The 25,398-nt window shown below is 73.1% G+C and carries 23 protein-coding genes and 1 pseudogene; 7 read left to right on the top strand and 17 right to left on the bottom strand.

What is annotated here, in order from left to right; all coding sequences use genetic code 11:
- Window positions 1-76 precede the first annotated feature (76 nt).
- From ACIPTO_RS01740 to ACIPTO_RS01750, 3 genes are all read left to right on the top strand, one after another.
- Window positions 77-670, top strand: a complete 594-nt coding sequence (locus ACIPTO_RS01740) for a TetR/AcrR family transcriptional regulator (protein WP_401188535.1) — start codon at window positions 77-79, stop codon at window positions 668-670.
- Window positions 667-2,025: an MFS transporter gene (locus ACIPTO_RS01745; protein ID WP_401188538.1), complete on the top strand. Its 1,359-nt coding sequence runs from the start codon at window positions 667-669 to the stop codon at window positions 2,023-2,025. The genes ACIPTO_RS01740 and ACIPTO_RS01745 overlap by 4 nt, the downstream gene beginning before the upstream one ends.
- A 65-nt stretch (window positions 2,026-2,090) precedes the next feature.
- The gene (locus tag ACIPTO_RS01750) at window positions 2,091-3,320 is read left to right on the top strand and encodes a serine hydrolase domain-containing protein (protein WP_366311367.1); all 1,230 of its coding nucleotides are present in this window, start codon (window positions 2,091-2,093) and stop codon (window positions 3,318-3,320) included.
- On the opposite strand, the gene ACIPTO_RS01755 is transcribed toward ACIPTO_RS01750, so the two are convergent.
- From ACIPTO_RS01755 to ribA, 5 genes are read right to left on the bottom strand one after another with little or no spacing between them, the layout of a single operon-like run.
- Window positions 3,310-4,458: a saccharopine dehydrogenase family protein gene (locus ACIPTO_RS01755; RefSeq protein WP_401188542.1), complete on the bottom strand. Its 1,149-nt coding sequence runs from the start codon at window positions 4,456-4,458 to the stop codon at window positions 3,310-3,312. The two genes, ACIPTO_RS01750 and ACIPTO_RS01755, sit on opposite strands and share 11 nt — an antisense overlap.
- Window positions 4,451-5,518, bottom strand: a complete 1,068-nt coding sequence (locus ACIPTO_RS01760; RefSeq protein ID WP_401188544.1) for a saccharopine dehydrogenase — start codon at window positions 5,516-5,518, stop codon at window positions 4,451-4,453. Before ACIPTO_RS01760 ends, ACIPTO_RS01755 begins: the two co-directional genes overlap by 8 nt.
- Window positions 5,515-6,660 carry an FAD-binding oxidoreductase gene (locus tag ACIPTO_RS01765; protein ID WP_366311373.1) on the bottom strand — a complete coding sequence of 382 codons (1,146 nt, stop codon included), beginning with the start codon at window positions 6,658-6,660 and terminating at the stop codon, window positions 5,515-5,517. The genes ACIPTO_RS01760 and ACIPTO_RS01765 overlap by 4 nt, the downstream gene beginning before the upstream one ends.
- The gene (locus ACIPTO_RS01770; RefSeq protein WP_401188548.1) at window positions 6,657-7,628 is read right to left on the bottom strand and encodes an ornithine cyclodeaminase family protein; all 972 of its coding nucleotides are present in this window, start codon (window positions 7,626-7,628) and stop codon (window positions 6,657-6,659) included. The genes ACIPTO_RS01765 and ACIPTO_RS01770 overlap by 4 nt, the downstream gene beginning before the upstream one ends.
- A gap of 33 nt (window positions 7,629-7,661) precedes the next feature.
- Window positions 7,662-8,324: a GTP cyclohydrolase II gene (gene ribA / locus ACIPTO_RS01775; protein ID WP_366311376.1), complete on the bottom strand. Its 663-nt coding sequence runs from the start codon at window positions 8,322-8,324 to the stop codon at window positions 7,662-7,664.
- Window positions 8,325-8,362: 38 nt separating this feature from the next.
- Between ribA and ACIPTO_RS01780 the strand changes: the two genes are divergently transcribed.
- Window positions 8,363-9,118, top strand: coding sequence for a creatininase family protein (locus tag ACIPTO_RS01780; protein ID WP_401188550.1), 756 nt, complete (start codon window positions 8,363-8,365; stop codon window positions 9,116-9,118).
- 140 nt (window positions 9,119-9,258) lie between these two features.
- On the opposite strand, the pseudogene ACIPTO_RS01785 reads toward ACIPTO_RS01780, so the two are convergent.
- The 5 genes and pseudogenes from ACIPTO_RS01785 to ACIPTO_RS01805 all read right to left on the bottom strand — a co-directional run.
- Window positions 9,259-10,347: pseudogene (locus ACIPTO_RS01785) on the bottom strand (YbhN family protein); the annotation flags it as partial.
- Window positions 10,344-11,372, bottom strand: a complete 1,029-nt coding sequence (locus ACIPTO_RS01790) for a trans-aconitate methyltransferase (RefSeq protein ID WP_401189667.1) — start codon at window positions 11,370-11,372, stop codon at window positions 10,344-10,346. The pseudogene ACIPTO_RS01785 and the gene ACIPTO_RS01790, both read right to left, overlap by 4 nt.
- An 80-nt stretch (window positions 11,373-11,452) precedes the next feature.
- Window positions 11,453-12,628: a glycosyltransferase family 4 protein gene (locus ACIPTO_RS01795; protein WP_401189668.1), complete on the bottom strand. Its 1,176-nt coding sequence runs from the start codon at window positions 12,626-12,628 to the stop codon at window positions 11,453-11,455.
- 5 nt (window positions 12,629-12,633) lie between these two features.
- Window positions 12,634-13,032 carry a 6-carboxytetrahydropterin synthase gene (locus tag ACIPTO_RS01800; RefSeq protein WP_366311382.1) on the bottom strand — a complete coding sequence of 133 codons (399 nt, stop codon included), beginning with the start codon at window positions 13,030-13,032 and terminating at the stop codon, window positions 12,634-12,636.
- Between the two features lie 151 nt (window positions 13,033-13,183).
- Window positions 13,184-14,164 (bottom strand): zinc-binding alcohol dehydrogenase, encoded by a 981-nt coding sequence (locus ACIPTO_RS01805; protein WP_366311384.1) that lies wholly within the window; start codon window positions 14,162-14,164, stop codon window positions 13,184-13,186.
- Window positions 14,165-14,269: 105 nt separating this feature from the next.
- On the opposite strand from ACIPTO_RS01805, the gene ACIPTO_RS01810 reads away from it, so the two are divergent.
- Window positions 14,270-15,040, top strand: coding sequence for a CDP-alcohol phosphatidyltransferase family protein (locus ACIPTO_RS01810; RefSeq protein ID WP_366311386.1), 771 nt, complete (start codon window positions 14,270-14,272; stop codon window positions 15,038-15,040).
- A gap of 86 nt (window positions 15,041-15,126) precedes the next feature.
- Here ACIPTO_RS01810 and ACIPTO_RS01815 read toward each other — a convergent pair whose 3' ends face one another.
- The 6 genes from ACIPTO_RS01815 to ACIPTO_RS01840 form a co-directional block, all read right to left on the bottom strand.
- Window positions 15,127-15,897 carry a YcnI family protein gene (locus tag ACIPTO_RS01815; RefSeq protein WP_401188555.1) on the bottom strand — a complete coding sequence of 257 codons (771 nt, stop codon included), beginning with the start codon at window positions 15,895-15,897 and terminating at the stop codon, window positions 15,127-15,129.
- Window positions 15,898-15,936: 39 nt separating this feature from the next.
- Window positions 15,937-16,551: a hypothetical protein gene (locus tag ACIPTO_RS01820; RefSeq protein ID WP_401188558.1), complete on the bottom strand. Its 615-nt coding sequence runs from the start codon at window positions 16,549-16,551 to the stop codon at window positions 15,937-15,939.
- A gap of 130 nt (window positions 16,552-16,681) precedes the next feature.
- The gene (locus ACIPTO_RS01825) at window positions 16,682-17,920 is read right to left on the bottom strand and encodes an MDR family MFS transporter (RefSeq protein WP_401188561.1); all 1,239 of its coding nucleotides are present in this window, start codon (window positions 17,918-17,920) and stop codon (window positions 16,682-16,684) included.
- Window positions 17,917-19,710, bottom strand: coding sequence for an ABC transporter permease subunit (locus tag ACIPTO_RS01830; protein ID WP_401188564.1), 1,794 nt, complete (start codon window positions 19,708-19,710; stop codon window positions 17,917-17,919). The genes ACIPTO_RS01825 and ACIPTO_RS01830 overlap by 4 nt, the downstream gene beginning before the upstream one ends.
- A gap of 3 nt (window positions 19,711-19,713) precedes the next feature.
- Window positions 19,714-21,270 carry an ABC transporter substrate-binding protein gene (locus ACIPTO_RS01835; RefSeq protein ID WP_401189670.1) on the bottom strand — a complete coding sequence of 519 codons (1,557 nt, stop codon included), beginning with the start codon at window positions 21,268-21,270 and terminating at the stop codon, window positions 19,714-19,716.
- 5 nt (window positions 21,271-21,275) lie between these two features.
- The gene (locus ACIPTO_RS01840) at window positions 21,276-21,809 is read right to left on the bottom strand and encodes a GNAT family N-acetyltransferase (RefSeq protein WP_401188567.1); all 534 of its coding nucleotides are present in this window, start codon (window positions 21,807-21,809) and stop codon (window positions 21,276-21,278) included.
- Between the two features lie 158 nt (window positions 21,810-21,967).
- Between ACIPTO_RS01840 and ACIPTO_RS01845 the strand changes: the two genes are divergently transcribed.
- Both ACIPTO_RS01845 and ACIPTO_RS01850 read left to right on the top strand, forming a co-directional pair.
- Complete coding sequence (locus ACIPTO_RS01845; RefSeq protein WP_401188569.1) at window positions 21,968-22,915, top strand: ATP-binding protein; 948 nt, start codon at window positions 21,968-21,970, stop codon at window positions 22,913-22,915.
- Between the two features lie 54 nt (window positions 22,916-22,969).
- Window positions 22,970-23,362, top strand: a complete 393-nt coding sequence (locus ACIPTO_RS01850) for an SCO5389 family protein (RefSeq protein WP_401188571.1) — start codon at window positions 22,970-22,972, stop codon at window positions 23,360-23,362.
- A gap of 43 nt (window positions 23,363-23,405) precedes the next feature.
- On the opposite strand, the gene ACIPTO_RS01855 is transcribed toward ACIPTO_RS01850, so the two are convergent.
- The gene (locus tag ACIPTO_RS01855; RefSeq protein WP_401188573.1) at window positions 23,406-25,280 is read right to left on the bottom strand and encodes a discoidin domain-containing protein; all 1,875 of its coding nucleotides are present in this window, start codon (window positions 25,278-25,280) and stop codon (window positions 23,406-23,408) included.
- Window positions 25,281-25,398: the final 118 nt, after the last annotated feature.

Below are 25,398 nucleotides of genomic sequence, written 5' to 3' on the forward strand. Positions count from 1 at the left end.
ACGGGCCCGACGCATCCGCCATTCCCCGGCGGGCAGGCCGTAGACACTGTCTACCGCAGGCTGGTAGACAGTGTCCATGCCTGACTCGGAAGCATCGGAAGCAGCGGGACTCCGCGAGCACCTCGTCGACGTCGGCGTCGACCTGGTCACGAGGGAAGGCGCGCAGGCCCTCACCCTGCGTGAGATCGCCCGGCGGGCCGGGGTCTCGCACGGGGCGCCCCGCCGCCACTTCCCCACCCATCTGGAGCTGCTGTCCGCCATCGCCCGGCGCGGTTTCGCCCAGCTGGGCGAGCGGGCGGCGGAGACCCTGGCGGACACCGGGGCGCTGCCCCGCGCGCGGCTGACGGCTCTGGGCCGCGTCTACCTGGAGTTCGCGCACGACAATCCCGGCATGTACGAACTGATGTTCCGTCACGACCTGCTGGAGAGCGGGCACTTGGGGCTGCGGGACACCAGCCTGCCGCTGTTCGGGGTCCTGGTGGAGCTGGTCGGTCGGGCCCGTCCCGGCGTCGACGCCCGCCTGGTCGCGGGCGCGCTGTGGGCGAACCTGCACGGCATCGCCCAGCTCTGGCGCTGGGGAAGCCTCCAACTCGCCACCGGAGCCGACGACTTCACCCTGCTGCTGCACTCGGCTCTCGACGCCCACCTCGGCCCGGAGGCAGCCGTATGACGGCGCACCGGCGGATCGTGCTGGCGAGCAGTGCGGCGGGGGCGGCGATCGTCGCGCTGGACGGGACCGTGCTCACCGTCGTACAGCCCACTCTGCAGCGGGAGTTGGGGGCCTCGCTCGCGCAGGTCCAGTGGACCGGCACCGCCTATCTCGTCGCCGTGGCGAGCCTGCTGGTGTCGGCCGGGCGGACCGGGGACCGGTACGGGCATCAGCGGGTGTTCGGGTACGGGATGCTCGGTTTCGGCGTCGCCTCGGCCGGGATCGGACTCGCGCCCGGCGTGGGATGGGTGATCGGGCTCCGGGTCGTGCAGGGGGTGTTCGGGGCCCTGCTGCAACCGGCCACGCTCGGCATGCTGCGCGCCGCGTTCCCGCCCGACCGGCTCGGCATGCCGATCGCCGTACGGACGAGCGTGATCGGAGTGGCGGCCGCCGCCGGGCCGCTGGTGGGCGGCGCGCTGGCCGCGGCGGTGGGCTGGCGGGCCGTGTTCTTCCTCCACGTCGGACCCTCGCTGCTGTTCGGCGTGCTCGCCCTCACCGCAGGGGAACCGCACCGGGACCGGGCAGCGGCGGTCCCCTTCGACCTGCCGGGTGCCCTGCTGCTCGCGCTCTCCCTCGCCTCGCTCGTCCAGGCCCTGGTGGATCTCCCCGGTTCGGCCGCCGGGCTAGCGGTGTCCGCGCTCGCGGCCCTCGCCTTCGTCCGGCACGAACGCCGTACCGCGCATCCCCTCCTGCCGCCGGACGTCGTCGGCTCGGCGGCGATCCGCGGGGCGCTCGGGATGCTGCTGGCGGCCTCCGCCGCGTTCTCCGGGACGCTGTTCGTCGTCACCTATTTCCTCCAGGACACCCTGGGCCTCGGACCGTTCCACAGCGCCCTGCGGGGGCTGCCGTTGGCCGCCGCCATGGTGCTCGCGGCACCGGCTACCGCCGTGCTGCTGCGGCGGTTCGGGGCCCGCCGTACGGCCGGCGTGGCGATGGTGGTCGTGGCCCTGGCCGTGCTCGCGCTGTCCGCGGCGTCCGGCACCGTCGCGGTGTGCGCGGGTTTCGCCCTGCTCGGGGCCGGGTTCGGGACGGTCATGGTGGCCGGGACCCATGTGGTCGTGCGGGAGGCGGACGTGGCGTCGGCCGGGGTGGCGGGCGGGCTCAAGCAGACCGCGGTGAACGTGGGGCCGGCGCTCGGGGTCGCCGCGGGCAGCGCGCTGATGGCCGCCGGCGGCCGGGAACCGGCGCTCGGAACGCTCGCCGCGCTGGCCCTGACCGGCGCCCTCACCTGTCTCGTGCTGCCCGGGCGGACAGTCGCGTCGCTCACACATCCCCCCGTTACGGCAGACCGCACAGGTGTTCCTGCGCGACGATGAGTTCCGAGGTGTCCGGGGCCGGGTATGCGGGACCCCACCTCGTGAACGCAATTCGGAGGAGAGCCATGGCACAACTGCGACAAGAAGTCGACCCGGGCGAGGTCGGACTGGACCCGAAGGCGCTGGACCGCCTGGACCAGCACTTCGCCCACTACGTCGACGTGGAGCGCCTGCCCGGCTTCCTGGTGTCCGTGGCCCGCGGCGGTCGCGTCGCCCACCTCACCGCGCACGGGCACCGCGATGTCGCGGCCCGACTCCCGGTCACGTCCGACACGTTGTACCGGATCTACTCCATGACCAAGCCGGTCACCGCGGTCGCCGCGCTGATCCTCGTGGAGGAGGGCAAGCTCTCCCTGGACGACCCGGTCGGCCGCCATCTGCCGGCCTTCGCGGACATGCGGGTCTACGACAGCGGCTCCGGCGCCGATCTCAGGACGCGGCCGGTCGAGCAGCCGATGCTGGTGCGGCATCTGATGACCCACACCTCGGGCATGACCTTCGCGTTCTACCACGCGCACCCGGTCGACGCCCTGTACCGGGACGCGCACCTGGAGTCGTCCGTGCCGCCCGGCGCCAACCTCGCCGAGGCGACCGACATCTACGCGAGCCTGCCGCTGCAGTTCGAGCCGGGCACGCAGTGGAACTACTCCGTCTCCTCGAACGTGCTCGGCCGGGTCATCGAGGTGGTCTCCGGGCAGCGGCTCGACGAGTTCTTCGCCGAGCGGATCTTCCGACCGCTCGGGATGCCGGACGCCGGTTTCCAGGTCCCGGACGAAAAGGCCGACCGGCTCTCGGAGTTGTACGGCGACGCCGACGGCGGCGGGATCGAGCCGATCGCCGGGCTGCCGCTGCGGGGCGGTCTGCCGCGGTTCCTGTCGGGAAGCGGCGGGATGGCGGCGAGCCCGTACGACGTGCACCGGTTCACGGAGTTCCTGCGCCGCCGGGGCGAACTCGACGGCACACGGCTGCTGTCGCCCGAGACGGTCGACCTCATGGCCAGCAACCACCTTCCCGGCGGCGCCGACATGCGCGCCTTCGGCAGCCCGACGCACCAGGAGCCGGGCAACGACGGCATGGGCTTCGGCCTCAGCGTCTCCGTCGTGATCGACCCCGAGCGCACCCAGACCCCCATGGGACGGGGCGCGTTCGGGTGGAGCGGCGCGGCGACCACGACGTTCTGGGTGGACCCGCGCCGTGACCTCACCGTGCAGTTCATGACCCAGCTGCGGCCGAAGCACTCCCTGAAGATCATCCCCGAGCTGAAGCAGCTGATGCACGAGGCGGTCACGGACTGACCGTCAGCGTGAACTCCAGCCCCTCCCCCGCCAGTTCGCCCAGCCACTCCCGTGACCGTTCCGCCGTCTCCGCAGCCCGGTTCAGCCCGGACGGCAGGTCGTCGGACAGGATGTGGCGGACGGCGAGGGAGAGGGGACGGGAGACGCAGCGGGCCATCGCGCTCTCCTCCTCGTCGCCGACCAGGTCGAGCAGGTAACCGCCGGACCAGGTCTCGCCCGTGTCGCCCCTGACGTCCAGGGACACCGCGAGGACGACCCGGTCGCGGTCGGCGTCGGTGGTGGGGTAGGCGGTCGCCAACTCCCGTGCCAGCCCGGCGATCCGGGCGTCGTCGCCCGCCTTCAGCTCCTCGAACACCGCGTCCCAGGCCCGCAGCCAGCCGTCCAGTCGCAGGGTGCCGCGCACGAAGGTCCGGGGACGCCAGCCCGCGGGCAGGCCGTACTGCTCGATGAACGGCACGCTGTCCCGGTTCGGATAGACCTCGAAGGTCTCGCCGTCGACGACATGCGGCCGGGTCGCCTCCCAGGGGCGCTCGGCCGTGGTCTCCTCGCCGTCCTCCAGGTACCGCGCCGGTGAGCGCAGCGCGCCCAGCACCCCGGCCGGGGCCCAACTGAACCGGTACCGGAAGTCATTGGGCACCGCGGGCACCCCGCCGCAGTACGAGGTGAGACTGTACGAGGCCGCGTCGCCGATCGCCTCCCGGGCGCGGGCGACGAGGCTGTGGGCGAAGAGGTGGTCGATGCCGGGGTCGAGACCGGCCTCGGTGAGGACGACGATCCCGGCCCGCTCGGCCGCCGGCACCTGTTCCAGGACGGCGTCCGACACATAGCTGGAGCAGGCGAAGTGGGCCCGCCGCCGCACGCAGACCGCCAGCAGCGCCGCGTGTTCGGGTGCGGGCAGCATGGAGACGACGACGTCGCCCGGCGCCAACTCGGCCCTGAGCGCGTCGAGTCCGAACGCCCGCGGCTCGGCACGCCCGGCCAGGCCCAGGTGCTCGACGGCCCGCGCCGCGCGCTCCTCGGTGCGGTGCCACAGCCGCACCCGCTCGGCGGTGTCGCACAGCAGGCCGAGTCCGCTGCCCGTGGACAGTCCGGCGCCGATCCAGTGGACGGTGCCGCTCGCGCGCACCACGTCAGACATGTCCCAACTCCCCTTCGTCGACGGCGAGTCCGAGGTCACGGGACGTCGTGCGGAACAGGTCGAGGTCGCGTCGCCACGCCGCGCCGGTCCCGAAGTCCAGGAGGTGGGGCAGCAGCGCGGCCGAGAAGTCGGTGCTGGCCTCCCTCGGGAGAAGGGACGGCAGGTTGTCGATGGCGATCAGGTCGAGCGGCGGGCTCGTGTGCAACCGCCGTACCGGGGCGTCCCATTCGGTGGTGCGGTCGTAGACCGGCAGGACGTTGAGGGGTGAGCCGACGTCGCAGGTGACGTCGGAGACGGTGCGGAGGCGGCGGGCCGGGTCGTCGAGGTCCGGTGCGCGGAGGAAGGGCGGGACGGGGGTCGTGGCCAGGACGCAGTTGACCAGGACGTCATGGGCCAACAGGGCCGCGCGGTCGAGGTCCTGGGTCTCGGCGACGTCCCAGCAGGTCGGGTCGATCCCCGCCGTGGCGAACGCGCCGCGTGCTCCGCGTCCGCTGCGGCCCAGCGCGCCGATCACCACGGCGCCGAACTCCGCGTCACCGGCGGCGGGTCGGAGCGTCCGGTCCAGCTCCTCCTTCGACGTGGGTGTCAACGGCGCGACCAGTCGGCCCCGCTGCTGGAGGACGGCGAGGGCCGCGCCCAGGTAGCCCGCCCAGAAGCCGAACGCGGCGAGGCGGCGGCCGTCGTCGTCCACCAGGTATTCGAGGTCGAGCAGTGCCCCGCCCCCGGCCGCGAACCGGCTCAGCAGGTCGCTCGCACCGGGCTGGCCCTTGTAGGCGTGCCCGAAGTAGATGTGGCGGTGGGTCAACTCGGCGGGATCGTCCGGGAGTTCCTTGAGGCCGAGGATCACCGCGTCCCGCGGCGCCGACGTCCACGAGCCCGCGGGGGCCACGCGGGCGCCGATCGCCTCGTAGTCCTCGATCGGGAAGATCCGTTGCGGGGACTCCTCGACCGTGAGGGTCACCCCGTGCTCGACGAGGCGTCGGGCGTCGGAGGGGACCACCGGGGTACGGCGTTCGGTCGTGCGGACCTCGTGGCGGAGCCACAGCTGGAGCTCGGTCATACCAGGTTGACCTCCGGACGCGGGGCGTCGGCCGCGAACCGGCCGGCGCTCAGGGGGCTGACGTCCACGAAGGGTACGTGGCCGAGGTACAGGTCGCGGACGACCTCGCCGACGGCCGGTCCCTGGAGGAAACCGTGGCCGGAGAAGCCGGTGGCGTAGAGGAAGCGGGAGACCGAAGTCGCCTCGCCGATCAGGGCGTTGTGGTCCGGCGTGTTCTCGTACAGGCCCGCCCAGCCGCCGGTGCGGCGCAGGGACAGGAGGTCGGGGGCGCGGCGGTGCATGGCGTCGGCGAGGCGGGGGATCCAGCGGTCGTGGGTGTCGGTGGCGTAGCCGGGTCGCTCGTCGGGGTCGGACATGCCGACGAGGAGGCCGGGGCCCTCGGCGTGGAAGTAGAGGCTGGTGGTGAAGTCGATCGTCATGGGGAGGTTCGGCGGCAGTCCCGTCACCGGTTCGGTGACCGCGATCTGGCGGCGCAGCGGCTGCACGGGGAGGTCCACGCCCGCCATGGCGCCGATCGCCCTGGACCAGGCGCCGGCCGCGCAGACCACCGTGCGGGTGTCGATGCGGCCGAGGGTCGTGACCACGGCGGTGACGCGGTCGCCGCGGGTCTCGATGCCGGTGACGTCGGTGTGGCGCAGGATCGTCGCGCCGTGGGCGCGGGCCGCGGAGGCGTAGCCGTGGACGACGGCCTCGGGGGTGCAGTGGCCGTCGTCGGGTGAGTAGGCGGCGGCGAGGAGGCCTTCGGTGCTGATCAGCGGGGAGAGGCGGCGGGCCTCGGCGGGGTCGATCATGCGGCTGGGCACGCCGAGGGAGTTCTGCAGCCGGACGCCCGTCTCGAAGGACGCGACGTCCTCGGCGGTGGAGAGCAGGAACAGGTAGCCGACGCGGTGCAACCCGATGTCGTGCCCGGTGTCCTCCTCGAACCGGGCGAAGGCCTCCAGGCTGCGGGCGCCGAGCTGCACGTTGAGGACGTCGGAGAACTGGGCCCGGACTCCGCCGGCCGCCTTGGAGGTGGATCCCGCGGCGAGTTCGTCCCGTTCGACGAGGACGACGTCCCGGACGCCGGCGCGGGCCAGGTGGTAGGCGATGCTGGTGCCGATGACCCCGCCGCCGATGACGACGACCTCTGCCTGACGGTTCACGGGCGCTCCTTCTTGGCCGCGTCGATGACGGCCCAGGCCGCGGCCGCGTCCTGGATGCCGAGGCCGACGCTGTTGTAGTAGACGATGTCGTCGGGTCGGGTACGGGCCGCGCGGCGGCCGGTGAGGACGGCGCCGAGCGGGATCAGGTCGCCGGGGGCCACCAGGCCCTCGCGCAGGGCGCCGACGATCGGTCCCGCGTGCTCGGCGGCGGTCTCGGGGTCGTCGACCACGATGGCCGCGGAGCGCCGCAGGACGTCCGGGTCGACCTCGCTGCGGGTGGGTTCGAAGGAGCCGACGCTGACGACCGTGCAGCCGGGGGCGAGCCACTCGCCGTGCACCACGGGGGTGGTGCTGAGCGTGCAGGCCGCCACGACGGAGGCACCCGTGACGGCCTCCCGGGCGGTGGCCGACGGCTCGACGGGGCAGGGCAGTTCGGCGGCCAGCGTCTCGGCGGCACGGGTGCGCCGCCCGGGGTTCGGGCTCCACAGGTGGACGGAGGCCAGGTCCCGGACCCGGGAGATCGCGCGGACGTGGGCGAGGGCCTGGGTGCCGGAGCCGAGGACGGCGAGGCGGCCTGCGTCGGGGGCGGCCAGGGCGTCGACGGCGACGGCGCTGCCCGCGGCGGTGCGCAGGGTCGTCACCGCGGTGCCGTCCATGACCGCGGTCAACTGCCCGGTGACCGGGTCCAGGGCGTTGATCACCGCGTGGATCGTGGGCAGTCGGGTCCGCGCGTTGGCCGGGTTGACGCTGCCGAACTTCGCCACCGCCCCGGTGTCCGCCGACAGCCGGGAGACGTAGGCGAAGACAACGCTGTCGTCGAAGCGGCTCGGGTGCATGATCTTGCCGGGCAGATCGGCGGTGCCGTCACCGAGCGCGGTGAAGGCCGCGCGCTGCGAGGCGATGGCCGCGTCGGCGTCGAGCAGGTCCGTGACCCGGTCGCCGGAGAGGAAGAGGACGTCGTCGGTCATTCCCTCTTCCTATCCGGACTCCGCTCACCGGAATCAGGACCAGTGCGCCACCGCGTCCAGATGGGGCAGCCGGTGGTCGAGCCGCTCCCGTTTGGTGCGGAGGTAGGTGATGTTGTTCTCGCAGGGCTCGATCAACAGCGGCACCTCTTCGACGACTTGGATGCCGTGCTCGATCAACGACTCGCGTTTGCGAGGGTTGTTGGACATCAGCCGGACGCTCGAAACGCCCAGGTCGTGCAGGATCCCGGCGGCCACGCCGTAGTCGCGGGCGTCGACGGGCAGGCCGAGGGCGAGGTTCGCCTCCACGGTGTCGAGGCCCTCCGCCTGGAGGGCCATCGCGCGCAGCTTGGCGAGCAGGCCTATGCCCCGGCCCTCGTGGCCTCTCAAGTAGACGACTATGCCCCGGCCTTCGGTGACCACGGCACGCAGCGCGGCGTCCAGCTGGTCGCCGCACTCGCAGTGCTGGGAGCCGAAGGCATCGCCCGTCAGGCACTCGGAGTGCAGCCGGGTGAGCACCTCGTCCGTGCCGATCTCGCCGTAGACCAGGGCCACTTGCTCGTCACCGCGGTCGTGGTCCAGGTAACCGATCGCCTGGAATTTGCCGTACACGGTGGGCAAGGGAGCATTCACGACGCGTTCCACGCCGGTGGGCTGTGGAGACTTCTTCTTGCCGAGTACGCCAATGTTTTCTGTCATGATCTGGTTCCTAAGCAGAGACGAAAGGCCGTGAAACAATGAATGGTTCGGGCTCACGGACGGCGGCATACGGACTGGTGCCGGCGGACACCACGGAGGACGTGCGGGCCAGGGGGGCTGAGGTCACGGCACAGGTGGCCGTCCTTCCGGTCGGCAGTTTCGAGCAGCACGGCCCGTATCTCCCGCTGGCGACCGACACGTTGGTCGCCTGTGCCGTGGCCCGGGAGATCGCCGCGGCATACCCGGTGCATCTCCTCCCTCCGGTGACGATGGCCTGCTCGCACGAGCACGCGGCCTGGCCGGGGACCGTCAGCATCTCTTCCGTGACCCTTCATGCGGTGGTGCGGGACATCGCGGACTCTCTCCGCCGGTCGGGGGTCGAGACCCTCGTGGTGGTCAACGGTCACGGCGGAAACTACGTACTGGGCAACGTCGTTCAGGAGTCCTCGGCGCGCGGCGAGCGGATGGCGCTGTTCCCGGCCGCCGAGGACTGGGAGACGGCGCTGGAGCGGGCCGGGGTGCTGACCTCGCTGCTCACCGATATGCACGCGGGGGAAATCGAGACCTCCATTCTCCTGCACGCTCATCCCGAATTGATCCGTCCCGGATATGAGACCTCCGATTTCGTCGCCGACGACCGTCGCCATCTCCTGACGCTCGGTATGTCCGGCTATACCGAGTCGGGCGTCATCGGGCGCCCGTCCCTCGGCTCGGCGGAAAAGGGGAAGGCACTGCTGGCGAGCCTCGCCGATTCCTTCGGCGCGTATTTCTCGGTGCTGACCGCAGAGGCCTGAGCGGACGCCGGGTCCGGTACGCCGGTGCCGGACCCGGCGGCGCGCAGTCCCGCGCCCCAGCGGACGATCAGCACGGCCAGGCCGGGCAGCGCGGCGACGAAACTGAGCACGCCGTAGATCACCGAGACGGACAGGCCGCTGCTCGCGCCGAGGCCCGCGGCGCCGAACGCCCAGGCGGTGACGCCCTCGCGGGGTCCCCAGCCGCCGACGTTCAGCGGCAGGCCCATGGCGACCAGCGCGAGGACCGCGATGGGCAGCAGTTGGGCCACGGTGGCGGCGGATCCGGCGGCGCGGGCGGCGACCACGAACATCGCGAGGTGGCCGGCGAGGATGACGAGCGAGGAGACCGTGACGCCGGGCCAGTTGGCGCGGGAGAACAGTCCGGCGCGGGCCTCGTCGAGGGTGGCGCGCAGGGCACGGCCCCGGCGGGCGGCGGCTGCCGGGCGGTTCATACGGACGGCGGCCACCACGGCCAGCGCTCCGAGGGCGGCGAGCACGACGAGCGGGGCGATGCTACGGACCTCGGACATCACCGGGGAGTCCAGACCGAGCAGGATCGTCACCCCGACGACGGCCAGCGCGAGCTGTCCGGCGACGCGTTCCAGGACGACGGCGCGGACGGCGCGGCCCATGTCGCCCGCGCTCTGCCCGTGGCGCACCGCGCGATGCACGTCACCGAGGATGCCGCCGGGCAGGGCCGCGTTGAGGAACAGGGCGCGGTAGTAGTCGGCGACGGCCGGACCGAGCGGCAGCGTGATGCGCAGGCCCCGCGCGACCAGGGCCCAGCGCCAGGCGCTGAACACCGTGGTGACCACGCCGATGGCGAGCCCGATCAGCAGGGTCGGCGCGTCGATGCGGCGCAGGCCGTCCAGGAAGACGCCCGTGCCGAGGCGCCAGAGGAGGACGCCGAGGATGGCGGTGCCGGCGACGGTGCCGAAGTGGGTGCGTACGGCGCGGGAGTTCACCCGGGTCAGGATCGCGCGCAGCACGCGCCGGGCACCGGAGGCGCGGTCGCCGCCGGAGCGCGGAGCGGCGACGATCACGCCGATACGGTCGCCGGAGACGGCCGAACTGTGCAGCGCCGGGGCGTGCCCGGGACGCAATCGCACCTCCTCCACGGCGGTCCCGGCGCGCAGGCCGGGCGCGACCGGCGCGGAGCGGCCCGCGCGCACCCTGCGGGTGCGGGTGCCGGGCCTCGGCGCGACCGTCCTCATCGTCTCCACGCTCATCGTGTGCCCCCCGTCGGCCGGGCCAGTGCCAGCAGATCGCTGTGGTGGACGAGCACGCTCAGCTCCCCTGCCGCGCAGGCCTCCAGGCGGTCGCGGAGGTAGCGGTCGGCGCGCTCCTTCAGCTCGGGGCGTTCCTCGACGGCGGCACCGACCCAGCCGCGCAGCCACTCGGCGGTCAGCGCGGCCTCGTCGGCGCCGAGCCGCCAGGCGCTCGGGTGGACGCGGACCGTGGCGCCGTGCGCGGCGAAGGCCTCGCAGGTGACGGTGACGGCGTCGGGGCCGAGGAGTCCGTCGCGCCGCTGGTGGGCGTTGAACGCGTCGGCGATCTCCTCGTCCATCGGGTCGGCCGGGGTGAGTTCGACCCGGCCCGCCACCGACAGCGTGAGCAGCGCCGGGCAGCCGGCGCCGACGCAGGCGGTGACGAGGGCCTCGACCTCCTCGCGGGTGAGGACGTCCAGGAGCGCGGAGGCCGTCACCAGGGAGGCGCCGACCAGTGCGTCCGGGGTCAGCCGGGCCACGTCGCCGCGCCGGGTCTCGACCGTGACGCGGCTGCCGTCGGCGGCGGCGCGCGGGGAGGCGACGGCGGCGAAGTGGAGGAGGTAGGGGTCGCGGTCGTGCAGGATCCAGTGCTGGGGGCCGTCCAGGCGGGGCGCGAGCCAGCGTCCCATCGAGCCGGTGCCGCAGCCCAGGTCGTGGATGACGACCCCGGAGCGCCCGGGGAGGTTGGCGAGCCGGATGCGCAGCGGGTCGAGCAGGTCGCCCGCCCGCGCGACGGCGTCGGCGCCCTCCCGCAGCTCCAGCCACTCGGGCGCGTAGCGCGGCGGATCGTCGGGGCCGACGTCCCGCAGCCGTACGGTGGCCCGCTCGCCGGGCCGGTTCGCGGGTCCGGCGCCGGGGATCACGGAACCCGGCTCCGCCTGCTCGACGGCGTCCTTTCGGACCGTTCCGCCCATGGTGTCCTCCGGCCCCGGCTGTCCTCCAGCCGTCAGGTCCTTCGCGTCGGCCTGCGCCGGGGCGACCAGCATGCCCAGCGGCACGCCCCTGGGGCCCGGCTGCGCCGGGATCCGTCCGGCCTGTGCCGTGGCCCCCGCGGACTGCGTGTTCGTCATGCCGCCCTCCGGGGTTCGCTGGGCAGGCGGGTGAGGACGCCGGCCAGGCTGCGGGCCGTGGTGGCCCATCCGTCGAGGGCCGCGCGCCGGCCCCGGGCCGCCGCCTTGAGCCGCCGCCGTACGTCGGCCTCGCCGAACCAGCCGCGCAGTTCGGCGGCGAGGGCCGCCGGGTCCTCCGGCGGGACGAGGATGCCGGGCACGCCTCCGTCGGGGGCGCGGCCGACGGCCTCGGGCAGCCCGCCGACATCGGTGGCCAGCACGGGGATGCCGCGGGCGAGGGCCTCGGTGACGGCCATGCCGTAGGTCTCGGCGTACGACATGAGGACCATGAGGTCGGCGGAGGCGTAGCTCGCGTCGAGTTCGGCGCCGGCCTGCGGGCCGGCGAGGTGCAGGCGGTCCTGGAGGCCGTACCGCTTGATGAGGCCGCGCAGGTGGTCGACGTACTCCGGGTCGTGGCCGAGGCCGCCGACGCAGACGCAGGTCCACGGCAGGTCGGCCGCGGCGGCCAGCGACTCGACCAGCCGGTGCTGTCCCTTGCGCGGGGTGACGGCGGCGACGCACAGCAGGCGGGAAACGCCGTCGGTGCCGGAGGCGAGGGGCGCGATGTCGGCGCCGGGGGTGGCGACATGGACGCGGTCGGGGGCCAGGCCGTGGTGCGAGACGAGGCGGCGGACCGCCCACTCGCTGGTGCCGATGACGGCGGGCACCGCGCGCAGGACCGTGCGCTCCTTGGCGTCCAGTTCGGCGGCGACGGAGGCGTCGAGGCCGGTCTCGTCACCGAGCGGGAGGTGGACGAGGACGGCCAGGCTCAGCCGGTCGGCCTCCGGGACGACGATCTCGGGGACCCCGCAGGCCACGATCCCGTCCAGGAGTACGGCGGCGCCGTCCGGGAACTCGCGCAGCACGCGGGCGAGTTCGGTGCGGGCGGCTGCTCCGGGCCGGGGCCACTCGCCGTCCACGGCGTGCTTGACGACCTGCCAGCCGAAGCCGGGCAGGTCCAGGCTGACGCGGCGGTCGTAGGCGTTTCCGCCGCTCGGCGCGGCCGGGTCGTCGACACCGCCCGGCATCACGAAGTGCACGGTGCGCAGGGACATGGGGATGATCTCGGCATTCCGGGAGGCCGTGCGCTGTGCGGGCAGGAAACCCAGCGAGGGGGCGCGGTCGATGGTCATGTCGCTCACAGGGCACGCTCGTAACTCGCCCAGGCGACGTGCGACTCGTGCAGGGTGACCTGGAGTCCGGTCAGACCCCGGGCGCCGTCACCGAGCGCGCCCTTCTGGATCCGTTCGGCGAGCCGGTCGGCGATGACCTTCGCGAGGAACTCCGTCGAGGTGTTGATCCCGGCGAAGTCGGGCTCGTTGTCGAGGTTTCTGTAGTTCAGCTCGCTGACGACGGCACCGAGCTCCTGGGTGGCCAGTCCGATGTCGACGACGATGTTGTCGTCGTCCAGCTGCTCGCGCCGGAAGGTGGCGTCCACCAGGAACGTGGCTCCGTGCAACCGCTGCGCGGGACCGAACACTTCGCCGTGGAAGCTGTGGGCGATCATGATGTGATCGCGGACGGTGATGCTGAACAACGGACGACCCTCCAGGTGCGGCGCGTCTGGTCCCCCGGCTGAACCCTGCCGGGGGATGCCGTGTAGTACGGCTGCACGCCTCCCCCTGTTCAGCCCACTCTCACTCTTTTCTCAGGTCAGACGCGCTTGCTCGTACGGAATTGAACGGTTCTCAGCCGATGTCGGCGTAACGCACCCGGTGGCACAGCGCCGGGATCTCCCCCGAGGCGAGCCTCGGCAGCAGCCGGGGCAGTTCCTCGAAGTCGCTCTCCCCGGTGACGAGCGCGTCCAGCGCGGGGTCGGCGAGGAGGTCGAGGGCGAGCGCGAGCCGGTCGGCGTAGCTGCGGTTCGCGCGGGCCGGGGAGACGGTGCCGACCTGGCTGCTGCGGATCACCAGGCGGCGGGAGTGGAAGGCCTCGCCGAGCGGGAGGCTGACCTTCCGGTCGCCGTACCAGCTGAGTTCGAGGACGGTGCCCTCGGGCGTGAGGAGGTCCAGCGCTCGGGCGAGGCCCTGCTCGGTGGCGCTGGCGTGCACGACGAGGTCGCAGTCGCCGAGCGCGTCCGCCGGCAGCGCGAAGCCGACGCCGAGCGCCTCGGCGGTCTTCGCGCGCGCCGGGTCGGCGTCCACCAGCTGGACGCGTACGCCCGGGAAACGGGCCAGCAGCGCGGCCACCGAGCAGCCCACCATCCCGCCGCCGACCACCGCGATCCGGTCACCGACCAGCGGCGCCGCGTCCCACAGCGCGTTCACGGCGGTCTCCACGGTCCCGGCGAGCACGGCCCGCCCGGCGGGCACCGATTCCGGCACCGGTGTCACGGCGCTCGCGGGAACGACGTAGCGCGTCTGATGCGGATAGAGGCAGAAGACGGTACGGCCGGCCAGCGCGTCCGGTCCCTCCTCCACCACTCCCACGTTGAGGTAGCCGTACTTCACCGGGCCCGGGAAGTCGCCCTCCTGGAAGGGCGCCCGCATGATCGCGTGCTGGTTCTCGGGGACGCCGCCGCGGAAGACCAGCGTCTCGGTGCCGCGGCTCACGCCCGACCACAGGGAACGGACCACCACCTCGCCCTCGGCGGGGTCCGGCAGGACGACGTCGCGTATCTCGCCGTGACCGGGCGGACCGATCCAGAACGCCCTCGCGGTGCGCTTCATCGGGATCCTCCTGAACGATCGGGAAGCTGTTCACGTACGGGTAACCACAGGCCGCGCACAGTACGCGGCGTTGATCGACTCTGTCATACGGCCGGAGGGTGTGCGGTGGCCCTGAACAACACATACGAAGCAAGGCTGGTCCAGCAGGAGACCGCTGTGGGAGCGGGCGTCCAGATCCTGTTGCTGGCGTTGCTCGGCACGGCGATCGGGATGGGCCCGGCGGGCTGGCTGACCGGCCTGGCGTTCGCCGTCGCCACCTGGGCCGTGCTGTCCAAGGCCCTGCACCGGACCCGGACCCGTTCCTTCGGCCCGGCCAACCGCGTCACCCTCGGCCGGGCGATCCTGGTCGGCGGGGTGACCGCGCTGGTCGCGGACTCCTTCGAGAGCTCGCCGCCGGTCACCCTGTTCGTCGGACTGACGGCGGTGGCCCTGATCCTGGACGGCGTCGACGGCAAGGTCGCCCGGCGCACGGGCACCTCCACCGCGCTGGGCGCGCGCTTCGACATGGAGGTCGACGCGTTCCTGATCCTCGTCCTCAGCGTCTACGTCTCCACCCGGCTCGGCCCGTGGGTGCTGCTGATCGGCGCGATGCGCTACGCGTTCGTCGCCGCGGCCCGCGTCTGGCCGTGGCTCAACGCTCCTCTGCCGCCGAGCACCGCCCGCAAGACGGTCGCCGCCACGCAGGGCGTCCTGCTCCTCCTCGCGGGCTCGAACCTGCTGCCCTACGCGGCGAACCTCGCCGTGGTGGCCCTCGCGCTCGGCACGCTCGTGTGGTCCTTCGGCCGCGACATCCTCTGGCTCCGGCGCACCTCGCGCACCTGTCGCGTCGAGGAGATCCCGGCGGAGGAGAAGCTGCGGGAACTCGTCCCGCAGTAGGGACGGTTGCGCCGAAGGGCCCGGATCACGAGATGATCCGGGCCTTTTGGCGTGCCGCGCACTACGCGGCAATCAGGGCTGCTCCGCTACGACCGCGGGGTCCGGCTGCGCACGATCGCGAACGCGCCGGCCGCGAGGCCGAGGACGCCGACGACCAGCCCGGCGATGCCGAGCCCGCGGGCGGTCGAGTCGCTGCTCGACGCGCTGCTCGACGAGGAGGAAGCGGAGTCGGAGTCGGAGTCGGAGTCGGACTTCGTGGAGCCGGCCGCCGCCGAGGCCGAGGCGGCCGGGGTCCCGTCGCCGTCCTCGCTCTCCTTGGCGGTGAGCTTGAGGACGGGCGCCGGGTTCTCCGGCTCGTCGTCGCCCGCCGCGGCCTCCTCGATCCAGCGGACGACATCGCCGTTCGAGTACGTCTGGAGCGTCTTGAACGACAACTGGTCGGTGTCGTCCGGCAGTTGACCGAAGGCGACGTTGAAGTCCTCGTACTGTCCGGCGCCGATCCTCCCGCCGGTCCAGGTGATCTGGGAGACGGCGTCGGTGATGGTGCCGTCGTCGGTCTTGACCGGCGTCTTCAGCTTGCTGGTGGTGACCTTCGCGGTCCAGCCGTCCTGCGGGGTGACCAGGACTCCGAGGACCGGGTGGTCGGTGGGCAGATAGACCTGGACCTTGGTGGTGGCGGCCTTGTCCTCCTCGTTGGGGACACGGAAGGTCAGCACGCCGTCCGTGGCTCCCTTGGCGTAGCTGTCGGGGTGGACGGTGACGTGCGCGGAGGCGACCCCGGCGGCGGCCAGGACTCCGGCGGTGGCGAGCGCGGCGACGGTGCCTGCGCGGCGCAGGGTGGTGCGGTGAGCGGACATGGTGAGGCGATCTCCGTACGGGAAAAGGAAGATGGGTGATCAGGCCGGGTACGGGATCGCGCTCGGTGGTCCTCTGCGGCTGACGGCGTGCCGCAGGAGGAGCTGGCGCAGGGGGGCCGCGTCGGCGGTGGTGCGTCCGGGGCGGCCGGTGGAGCGGGCGGGCTGGGGTGCGGGGGCGTCGCGCCACCAGGCGGCGAGTCCGGGGACGAGGGCGACGGCCGCCCAGCGCAGCAGCGACCACAGCGCGGCCTCCCCGCGCCGCAGCCACCAGGACGCGACGAGCGCGGCGACGACGTGCGCCGCCACGGCGTGCGGGGTCATCGCCTGCGACTGCCGCATGGGGGCCATGGCGTGCCCCGACATGTGGGCCATCCCGGCCATCGCCATACCGCCGCCCGCGCTGGGCCTGGTGGCGTCGAACCCGAGGTGGAGTCCGGCCTGGGTGGCGAGCATCGCGGCCCCGATACCGGGCAGGGACCGCTCCCGCGCGCCGAGCAGCCACCCCATCACGAACACGACGAGGAACCCGGCACCGTCCGCCCACCAGGGCGGCACGGCCCCGGTGGCCAGCCCGTGCCCGGCGGCGGCCAGCAGCACACACACCGCGGCGAACACCGCGGCGCGCAGACTCCGAACCGCCGGGGAAGCGCTCATGGTGACGGATCCTCCCACGCGCCGCTGCCGCCGTTGCCGCCGATGGCGGTTTAGGGGGCAGCTCATATCCGGTTCATGGGTTGGTACGGGGGTGACGGGCGGGGTGTTCAGCGGGAACGGGGTGGGGTGTTCAGCGGGAGCGGGGTGGCGGGTGGGGTGAGCGGGGCCGGCGGGGCAGCAGCGCGACCGCCGCCATCGGTACGGCCGCCAGCACCAGCCAGGGAACGGCCGCCGGCAGCCCCGTGTCGAGGAGGGTGCCGGTGGCCGCGCTGCCGAGGAGGACGATCAGGCCGGAGACGGAGGACAGGGCTCCGGTGTAGAGGCCGAGGCGGCCGGGTTCGGCGAGGTCGGGGACCCAGGCGCGGGCGACGGGGGCGATGAGCATCTGGCCGAGGGTGAGCAGGACGACGAAGCCGGCCGCGGGCAACACCCCGGCGACACCGCCGAGTTCGGCGGGCCGGGCCAGCGCGACGACCGCGAACCCGACGGCGATCAGCGACAGCCCGGCCGTCATGGACCGGCGCGGGTCGAGCCGCTCCCCCGCCCACCGGGTGACCGGCAGTTGCGTGGTCACCACCAGCAGCGAGGACAGCGCGAACAGCCAGGCCAGCGGCGCCTGCGAGCCCGCCGCGCGCTCCACCTCGTCGGGGAGCGCCAGGTAGAGCTGGTTGTACGCGAGGAGGTAGGCGCCGTAGGCACAGCACAGCGCCAGGAAGGGCCGGTTGCGCAGCAGGGCCCGTACACCGCCCCTCTCCCTTACGCGCGACCGCCCGGGAATGTGCTGCGGCAACAGCCGCGCGTGCCCCGCGAGCACGAGCACGAAGACCCCGGCCCCGGCCAGGCAGGCCACCCGGAAGTCCACCGCGAGCAGCAGCGCCCCGAGCAACGGGCCGACGAACGCGCCGACTTGACCGGAGACGGTGAACAGGGCGAGCACGCGGGTGCGTGAACCCCCGCCCGCCGCCTCCCACTCGACGGCCTGCCGTGCCACCTCCGACTCAACCGCCGGTGAGAACAGCGCGGCGGCGAACCCGATGAGGAGGACGGCCCCGACGACGGACCAGGTGTCCGCCGCGTACCCGAGCCAGCCGAACCCGGCGATCCGCAGGGCGCATCCCGCGAGCACCACGGGCCGCACGCCGTATCGGTCGGCGAGGGCCCCGCCCACCACGAACAGCCCCTGCTGGCTGAAGGTCCTGAGCCCCAGCACGAGCCCGACCAGCCACCCCGCCATGCCGATCGCCTCCGCCAAGTGCTCGGCGAGGAACGGCAGGACGGCGAAGAACCCGATGTTGAAGGCGAGTTGGGTGAGGATCAGCAGCCGGAGCAAGGCCGGGAGCGGGGTCCGCGCGAGGGTCGCGGAGGTCACCGGACGGCCACCTCCCGTTTCCGCTTGGCCCCTTGCCCGCCTCGCGCCGCGCTGACGGCCAGCGCTCCGAGGAGGGCGAGGACGGCGGCGGGGGCGAGGACGGCCCAGGGCGCGCGTTCGGCGTAGGGCTGGTTCTCGGCGAGGAGAAGGCCCCATTCCGGGGCGGGCGGTTGCGCGCCGAGGCCGAGGAAGCCGAGCGAGGCGAGCGCGAGGGCGACACCGGGCAGGCGGAGCAGCGCGTGCCGGGTGACGGGCGGCAGCACGGCGGGCAGGAGTGCGTGCCTCAGGATGTGCCAACGGCCCGCGCCCAGAGCCCGGGTGGCGGTCACATGCAGGGTGGCGCGTTCCTGGCGGAGCAGTGCGGAGGTGTGTGCCGCGAGGGGTGTCCAGGCGAGTGCGGCGACGGCGAGGGCCGGGGTCGCCGCCCCGCTGCCCGCGACGGCGGTGACCAACAGCGCGGCCAGGACCGGCGGTACGGCGTTCACCGTGTCGACGAGCGGCCCCGATATCCGGGGCAGCAGCCCGAGCAGTACACCGGTGCCGAGCGCGACGGCGCTGATCGCGAGGGCCGGTACCAGGGTGTCGACGGCACCGTGGGCGACCCGGGCGAGGAGGTCCCGGCCGAGCGCGTCGGTGCCGAACGGGTGGGCCCAGGTGGGGTGGTGGAGCCGCATCCCGGTGTCGAGGGCGAGCGGATCGCGGGGCAGGCCGAGCGCGACGACGCCGAGGAGGAGTGCTCCGTGGACAACGGGCAGGGTGCGTCGGCCGGTTGATGCGGAGGGGCCGTGCAGGGACGGGAGGGCGTCGGCGCGGAGCGCGGGGCCGATGAGGAGCCGGGCCGCGAGCCGGGTGAGTCCGGCGGCGACGGCGGCGAGGAGAAGGAGGGCGAGGGTACCGGCCTGGAGCACGGGCAGGTCCTGGGCCAGGGCCGCCTGGAGGGTGGTCCGTCCGAGTCCCGGGATGTCGAAGATCTGCTCGACGGCGACGGCGCCGCCGGTCAGCCCGACGACGAACAGCCCCGTGGTGGGCAGCAGTCCGGGCAGACACCGCCGTAGAGCCTGCCGGGCGATCCGCCGCCCGGACAGCCCCCGCGCCGCCGCGGCCCGCACCCACGGCTCGCCGAACGCTCCCGGCAGCAGATCATCCAGCAGCCGCCCGAGCACGGCCCCGGCGGGCAGCCCGAGCGCGAGCGCCGGCAACACCGTCCAGCGCGGCCCGTACCAGCCGAGTGCCGGCAGCCACCCGAGCTGCACCCCGACGACGGTGGCGAGCACGGAGGCGGTCAGGAACTCGGGGAGCGCGGCGAGTACGGCGGAGCCGCTGCCTCCGGCGTCCTCCACGGGGAGGGCGGATCGACGGCGGGCCAGGCGCCCCGGCCGCGCGCCGGGCGACTCCACCGAACGACCGCCCCGCCGCAGCGTCCGCGCGCACACAGCCCCTGCGGTGACGACGGCCACCAGTGCCGCCGCGCTCATCAACAGCAGGGAGGCGCCCAGCGCTTGGAGCAGACCCGGCATGACCTCGGCGCCGGAGATCCAGGAGCGTCCGGCGTCACCGCGGGGCAGACCGGAGAGCCACTGGCCGAGGAGGTGCAACGGGCCTTCGTCGAGGCCCAGTTGGCCGCGGACGGCGGCGAGTACTTCGGGGTCGGGGTCGCGTTCCGCCGACCGCGCCTTGAGGACGGTGAGCGCCGGGTCGGTGCGGGAGAGCCAGGGCAGCAGGCCCACGGCACACACCAGGGCAGCCGCGAGGAGGGCGCGCCACAGGAGCGTGGCCGTGCGGTGGGGCATGGGTCAGCGCCGGGTTCCGGGGCCGACGAGGGTGCGCTCGTACGGGTCGAGGAGCACGCCCTCCACGGACGGACCGACGCCGGTGACGACCCGTTGGTGCACGAGCGGCACGACGGCGTCGGCGCCCAGGATCTCGGCCTCGGCCGCCATCGCCGCGCTCTGCCGTGCGGAGGTGTCGGCGGTGCCCTCGGCCTTCGCCACGGCCCGGTCCACGTCCTTGTCGCACAGCAGGGCGAGGTTGTAGCCGCCGTCGCAGGTGTAGTCGCTGGCGAGCACGGCCACCGGGTCCCCCGTGTCCACCAGGGTGTTGCGGGCGACGACGAACGCGTCGAACTTTCCGGCCAGCGCGTCGCTCTCGATCCGCGAGTACTCGCGCACCTCCAGGTCGACCTTGAATCCGGCCTGTTCGAGCTGTTGCTTCAACACCTGGGCGGCTTCGGGGAGTTCGGGCCGGTTGTCGTAGGTCGCGAGGGTGACGGTCCGCCCGCCGGGCGCCGCGGCCCCGGCCCGCCCGGCCGGTCGCTCGCGCTTGCCCGCGGCCCAGGTGACGGCGGGGCCGTAGACACCCGTGCCGGCGTCGGCGTGCCCCTCGTAGACACCCTTGGCGAGTGCGGCGGTGTCGACGGCCGCGCGGGCGGCGGCGCGGAGCTTCGGGTCCTTGAACGCGCCGCTTCTGGTGTTGAGTTGGAGGCTCGTGGTGCGGGTGGTGGCGGTCTCGCGGCGGGTGTCCGCGTCGAGGGTGGCGGCCTGGGCGACGGGTATCGCCTCGGCGATGTCGACCTGTCCGGTGCGCAGCGCGTTGGTGCGGGCGGTGCCGTCCGCGATGAACCGTGCGTCGATTCCGGGGGCTTGGGCGAGGCCGCCCCAGTAGTCGTCGAAGCGGTCGAGGGTGGCCGAGGTGGCACCGGTGACGTGCGTCAGCTCGAAGGGACCGGTGCCGGTGCCGACCGGATCGACGCGCCCCTTGCCCTCGTAGGCCTTCGGGGAGAGCACGGCGAGGGCTGGCCCGGCGAGCCTCAACGGCAGTACGGGATCAGGTGAGTCGGTGGTGATGCGCAGTCGGTCGGCGCCCGCGGGCTCGGCGGTGAGGGCGACACCCGAGAGAGCGGCGGGAGCGGGCTTCGCCTCGGCGGCGTGACCGAGGGCGGCGGCCACCCGGCCGGGGGTGACATCGGTTCCGTCCTGGAAGCTCGCCTCGCGCAGGGTGAACAGCCAGCTCCGGTCGTTCTCCCGCTGCCAGGACCGGGCCAGCGCGGGTGCGGCGGACCCATTGGCGTCCAGTGAGGTCAGCCCCTCGGTGACACCGAGGCGGCTGAGGATCGTGGCGTCGGCGCCGTACGGGGAGAGGTTCTCGGCGGGCGGGAACGCGAGCGCCACCCGCAGCCGGAGACCGGGCCTCCCGTCCCCGGCGCCTTCCCCGGTCTCCTCGCCGGCGGAGGCGAAGCAGCCGGTGAGGACCGGCGCGAGCACGAGGGCGAGCAGCGGCCGGGACCGCCGCAGCGACCCGACTCGCCTTTGGACGGGCCCACTTGTGCCGGGGTTCGAGCGCCGGAATCGCATCGCGGTCATCGCTCCATCGCCAGTTCGAAGTGCACGATGCCCTGGCCGCCGGGATCGTCGCGCTCGTCGTGCACGACCTTCCCGAGCGACCGCCAGAACGCTTCCGCGCCGGGCACGGCGGGATCGGTGTGCAGATATACGGCGCGGTAGCCGCCGTCGGCCGCGGCGAACGCGAGGAGGTCGGCGACGAGACGCCGGGCGAGGCCGCGGCGGCGGTGCGCGGGGCGGACGTAGACGCGGCGCAGCTGCGCGGTCCCACCGGAGGGGTAGCGCTCGGCGAGGTCGCGCGGGTTCGGCGGGTGGGCCGGTCCGCGCGAGTCGAGGGCGGCGGTCGCCACGACCGTGCCGTCGGCGGGGTCGAGCGCCACGAGGAGGGTGTGGCGGTCCGGGGCGAGGTAGGCGGCGGACGGGTCGACGATGTCGCCGTGCCAGCGGGGCACGTAGCCGGTCCCGAAGTCGCGGTAGACGGTGTCGAGCATCACGGCACGCGCACCGTCGACATCGTCCGGGCCTGCCGCCCTGATGCAGTAGTCAAGCACTTGCACATCATATGCATTAAGTCTCCCGAACCTTGATCACCCTGCACGCAGCCCCCGGGATCACCCTTGATCCACTGGATTTGACAGCCTCGCGGCCAGCCCCTAAAACCTACCCACATGACATTCATTTTCAAAACGGCGAAGGCGGCGGACCGGTAGTGCGCGTCGCGTTCGTCGGCAAGGGCGGCAGCGGAAAGACCACGCTGTCGGCCCTCTTCGCCCGCCACCTGGCACGCTCCGGCGCCCCCGTGCTCGCCATCGACGGCGACATCAACCAGCACCTCGCCGAGGCCCTGGCCCCCGACACGGAAGCGGCCGTCGCCCCGCCCCTGGCCGCCCACCTGACCGAACTGAAGGACTTCCTCCGCGGCACCAACCCGCGCATCGCCTCCGCCGAGGCCATGATCAAGACCACGCCACCGGGAGGCGGCTCACGGCTGCTCCGCCTGCTCGGCGACGACGAGGTGCACGCCCGGCACGTGGGCCGGGCGGGTGATGTTCCGCTGATGGTGACGGGCGCGTTCGAGGAGAGCGACCTCGGGGTGGCCTGCTACCACTCCAAACTCGGCGCGGTGGAGCTGTACCTGAACCACCTCGCCGACACCTCCGGCGAATACGTCGTGGTCGACATGACAGCGGGCGCCGACGCCTTCGCCTCGGGCCTGTTCACCCGCTTCGACATCACGTTCCTGGTGGCCGAACCCACCCGCAAGGGCGTCTCCGTCTACCGCCAGTACCGCGACCACGCCCGGGAGTTCGGCATCCGCCTCGCCGTGATCGGCAACAAGGTCACCGGCGAGGACGACCTCCTCTTCCTCAAGGAGGAGACAGGAGACGACCTCCTGACCCACCTGGTCCAGTCCCCCTGGGTCCGGGCCGCCGAACAGGGCCGCGCACAGGGCGAGTTGGAACCGCACAACCGCCACGCCCTGAACGTCCTCCGCGAAACGGTCGACGCCCGTCCCCGCGACTGGCCGACCCTGCACCGCCACGCGGTCGAGTTGCACCTGCGCAACGCCCAGGCCTGGGCGGACAGGGCGACGGGCCTGAACCTGGCGGCACAGGTCGACCCGGACTACGTACCGGGCCCGACACGACGCCCCTGACGACGGCCCACTCCCCACCTCCCACCCCAACCACCGGACAGGACACCCCTTTTCATGTCTCTCGACGTCTCCCCGAAGCTCCTCGCCGAAGCCGAGCACGGTGACATCCGCGAGGCGGACTTCGTGGACACGGTCCGCACGTCCCTCCCCTACGCCTACGACCTCATCGCGGGCCTCGTCACCGAACTCAACGACGGCACCAGGGAGTTCACCGACAACCAGACCCCGCCCCCGTCCGAACAGGAACGCGGCCAGCTCCTCCGCGCCCTGGCCAGCGACGCGATCCGGGGCAGCCTGGAACGCCACTTCGGCGTAGCCCTGGCCTTCCAGAACTGCCACCGGGTGGCGGCGTTCCGCCCGGCCGCCCTGGAAGGGGAGACCTATGCGCGGTTCACGTCGGTGCGGGCCCAAGTACTGAACCAGTCACCGGAGTTCAGGGACTGCTGACCTGCGGACCGGCCCGGTTCCGCGCTCCGGGCCGGTCCTGCTCTCAGCGCTTCTGCTCCACCCGGACCCAGTCCACCTCGGCCTGTACTCCGTCGCCCGCCACCTTGTCGACGCTCGACTGCGGCAACCCCCAGTACGGGGTCGTCGCCTGGTTCCAGCCGGCCGGGTACGCGCCGCCCAGGGCGAGGTTGAGGATGACGTACTGGTTGTGGCCGAAGACCCAGGCGCCGCGGGTGGATTCCAGTTTGTTGCGGGTGGTCTCCTGGACGAGGCTGTCGTCGACGTAGAAGCGCATCGCGGTCGGGGTCCATTCGACGGCGTAGGTGTGCCACTGGTCGGCGGTGCCGCCGTTCGGGTAGGTCTGGCGGGCGCCGATGTTGCCGTCGGCGGAGTAGCCGGGGCCGTGCAGGGCCGTGCTCGTCCAGGTCGGGTAGCCGATGTTCTCCATGATGTCGGTCTCGCCGGAGGCGGGCCAGGACACGGACGGGTCGTCGACGTTGCTGCCGAGCAGCCAGAAGGCGGGCCAGAAGCCGTCGCCGACCGGCAGTTTCATCCGCGCGCTGACCCTGCCGTACGTGAAGTCGTAGTGGGTGTGGGTGTCTATGCGGCCGGACGTGAAGTCGTAGGTGCCGCCGCCCGCCTGGGTGCAGCCCTTGCAGTACTTCGCCGCGAGGATCAACTCGCCGTTCTGCGTACGGACGTTGTTCGTGGAGTCGACGTACGCCTGGGACTCGCCGTTGACCGAGCCCATCTCGATGCCGGTCCTGACCACCCGCCACTTGGAACGGTCCAGCGCGGCGGACGTGAAGTCGTCGAAGAACGTCGTCTGGTAGGTGCCCGACTGGTCACCGGGGAGGGCGGGGTAGGCCGCCGCCGCGCTGCCGCCGGTGCCCCAGACCTGGAACTCGTAGAGCGAGTAGCCGAATTGGGCCGTGGAGGGCGCCGGGTTGTAGAAGGAGCGGCGTTCCTTGCCGAGCATGCGGACGTAGCGGCCGGTGACCGGCTGGGGCAGGGTCACCGTGTCGTGGCGGCCCGTGGCGTCGGCCGGGGACTGGACGTCGGCCCGGCGGGCGGCGATGTCGGCGGCCGAGGGCTCGTAGACCGTGCGCCAGGTGGAGTTGTCGTCCGAGACCTGGAGCAGGTAGTCGACGGCGTAGGCCGATTCCCAGTAGAGGTCGACCGTGGAGATCGTCGAGCTCGCGCCCAGGTCGACCGAGACCCAGCGGTCCGCGTTCCAGTCGCTCGACCACCGGCTCGCGTCGTCCTTGAGGTTGGCGGGCCAGCCGCCGTCGGTGACGTACGCGGGTGAATTGCCGTTGTGCTGGTAGTAGTTGGAGTACGCCGGGTGGTTCAGGGCGAGGTTGGTGCGGGTGGTGGACGCGGGCGCCGGTTCGCCGCCGTAGACCTTGAAGGAGTAGAGCGAGTAGCCGTAGGGCGTGGCACGTTCCACCCCGCGCAGGCGGACGTAGCGGCCCGTCACCTCCTGGGGGTACGTGCTCGTGGTGACCGAGCCTCCGGTGCCCGCGGTCTCCGTGTAGAACGGGGTCCAGTCGGTGCCGTTCCTCGAGATCTCCAGGACGTACCTCTTGCCGTAGGCCGCTTCCCAGTCGAGGGTGACGCGGTCGACGCGGAGGGTGGTGCCGAGGTCGAGACGGATCCAGGCGTCGTCGGCGAAGTTGCTGGACCAGCGGGTCGTGCCGTTGCCGTCGAAGGCGAGGCCGGGGGCGGTGCCGGCGTTCTCGCTCCCGGAGGCGGTGACCGCGGCCGGGTTCGCGGCGTAGGCGGCTGCCGCCCGGTCGGTGTCCCAGGCCGCGGCGGCCGCGGCCCGCGGGGCGGGGGCGGCCAGGGCGGGGCCCGCGGAGAGCAGGGCCGCGGTGGTGAGCGTGGCGAGTGCGGTGAGCAGGGTGCGGGACGGCATGCGGGTCTCCTTGCAGGAGGTGGCGGAAGGAGCGATGGACGTGCCGATCTTGTTGACGTGCGCATGACAGATTCGAGGCCGACGGAATGGATGGGACGGCTGGGGCAGGAGGGCTGTC

This window comes from Streptomyces sp. NPDC090083 (assembly GCF_044747445.1).
Taxonomy (GTDB): domain Bacteria; phylum Actinomycetota; class Actinomycetes; order Streptomycetales; family Streptomycetaceae; genus Streptomyces.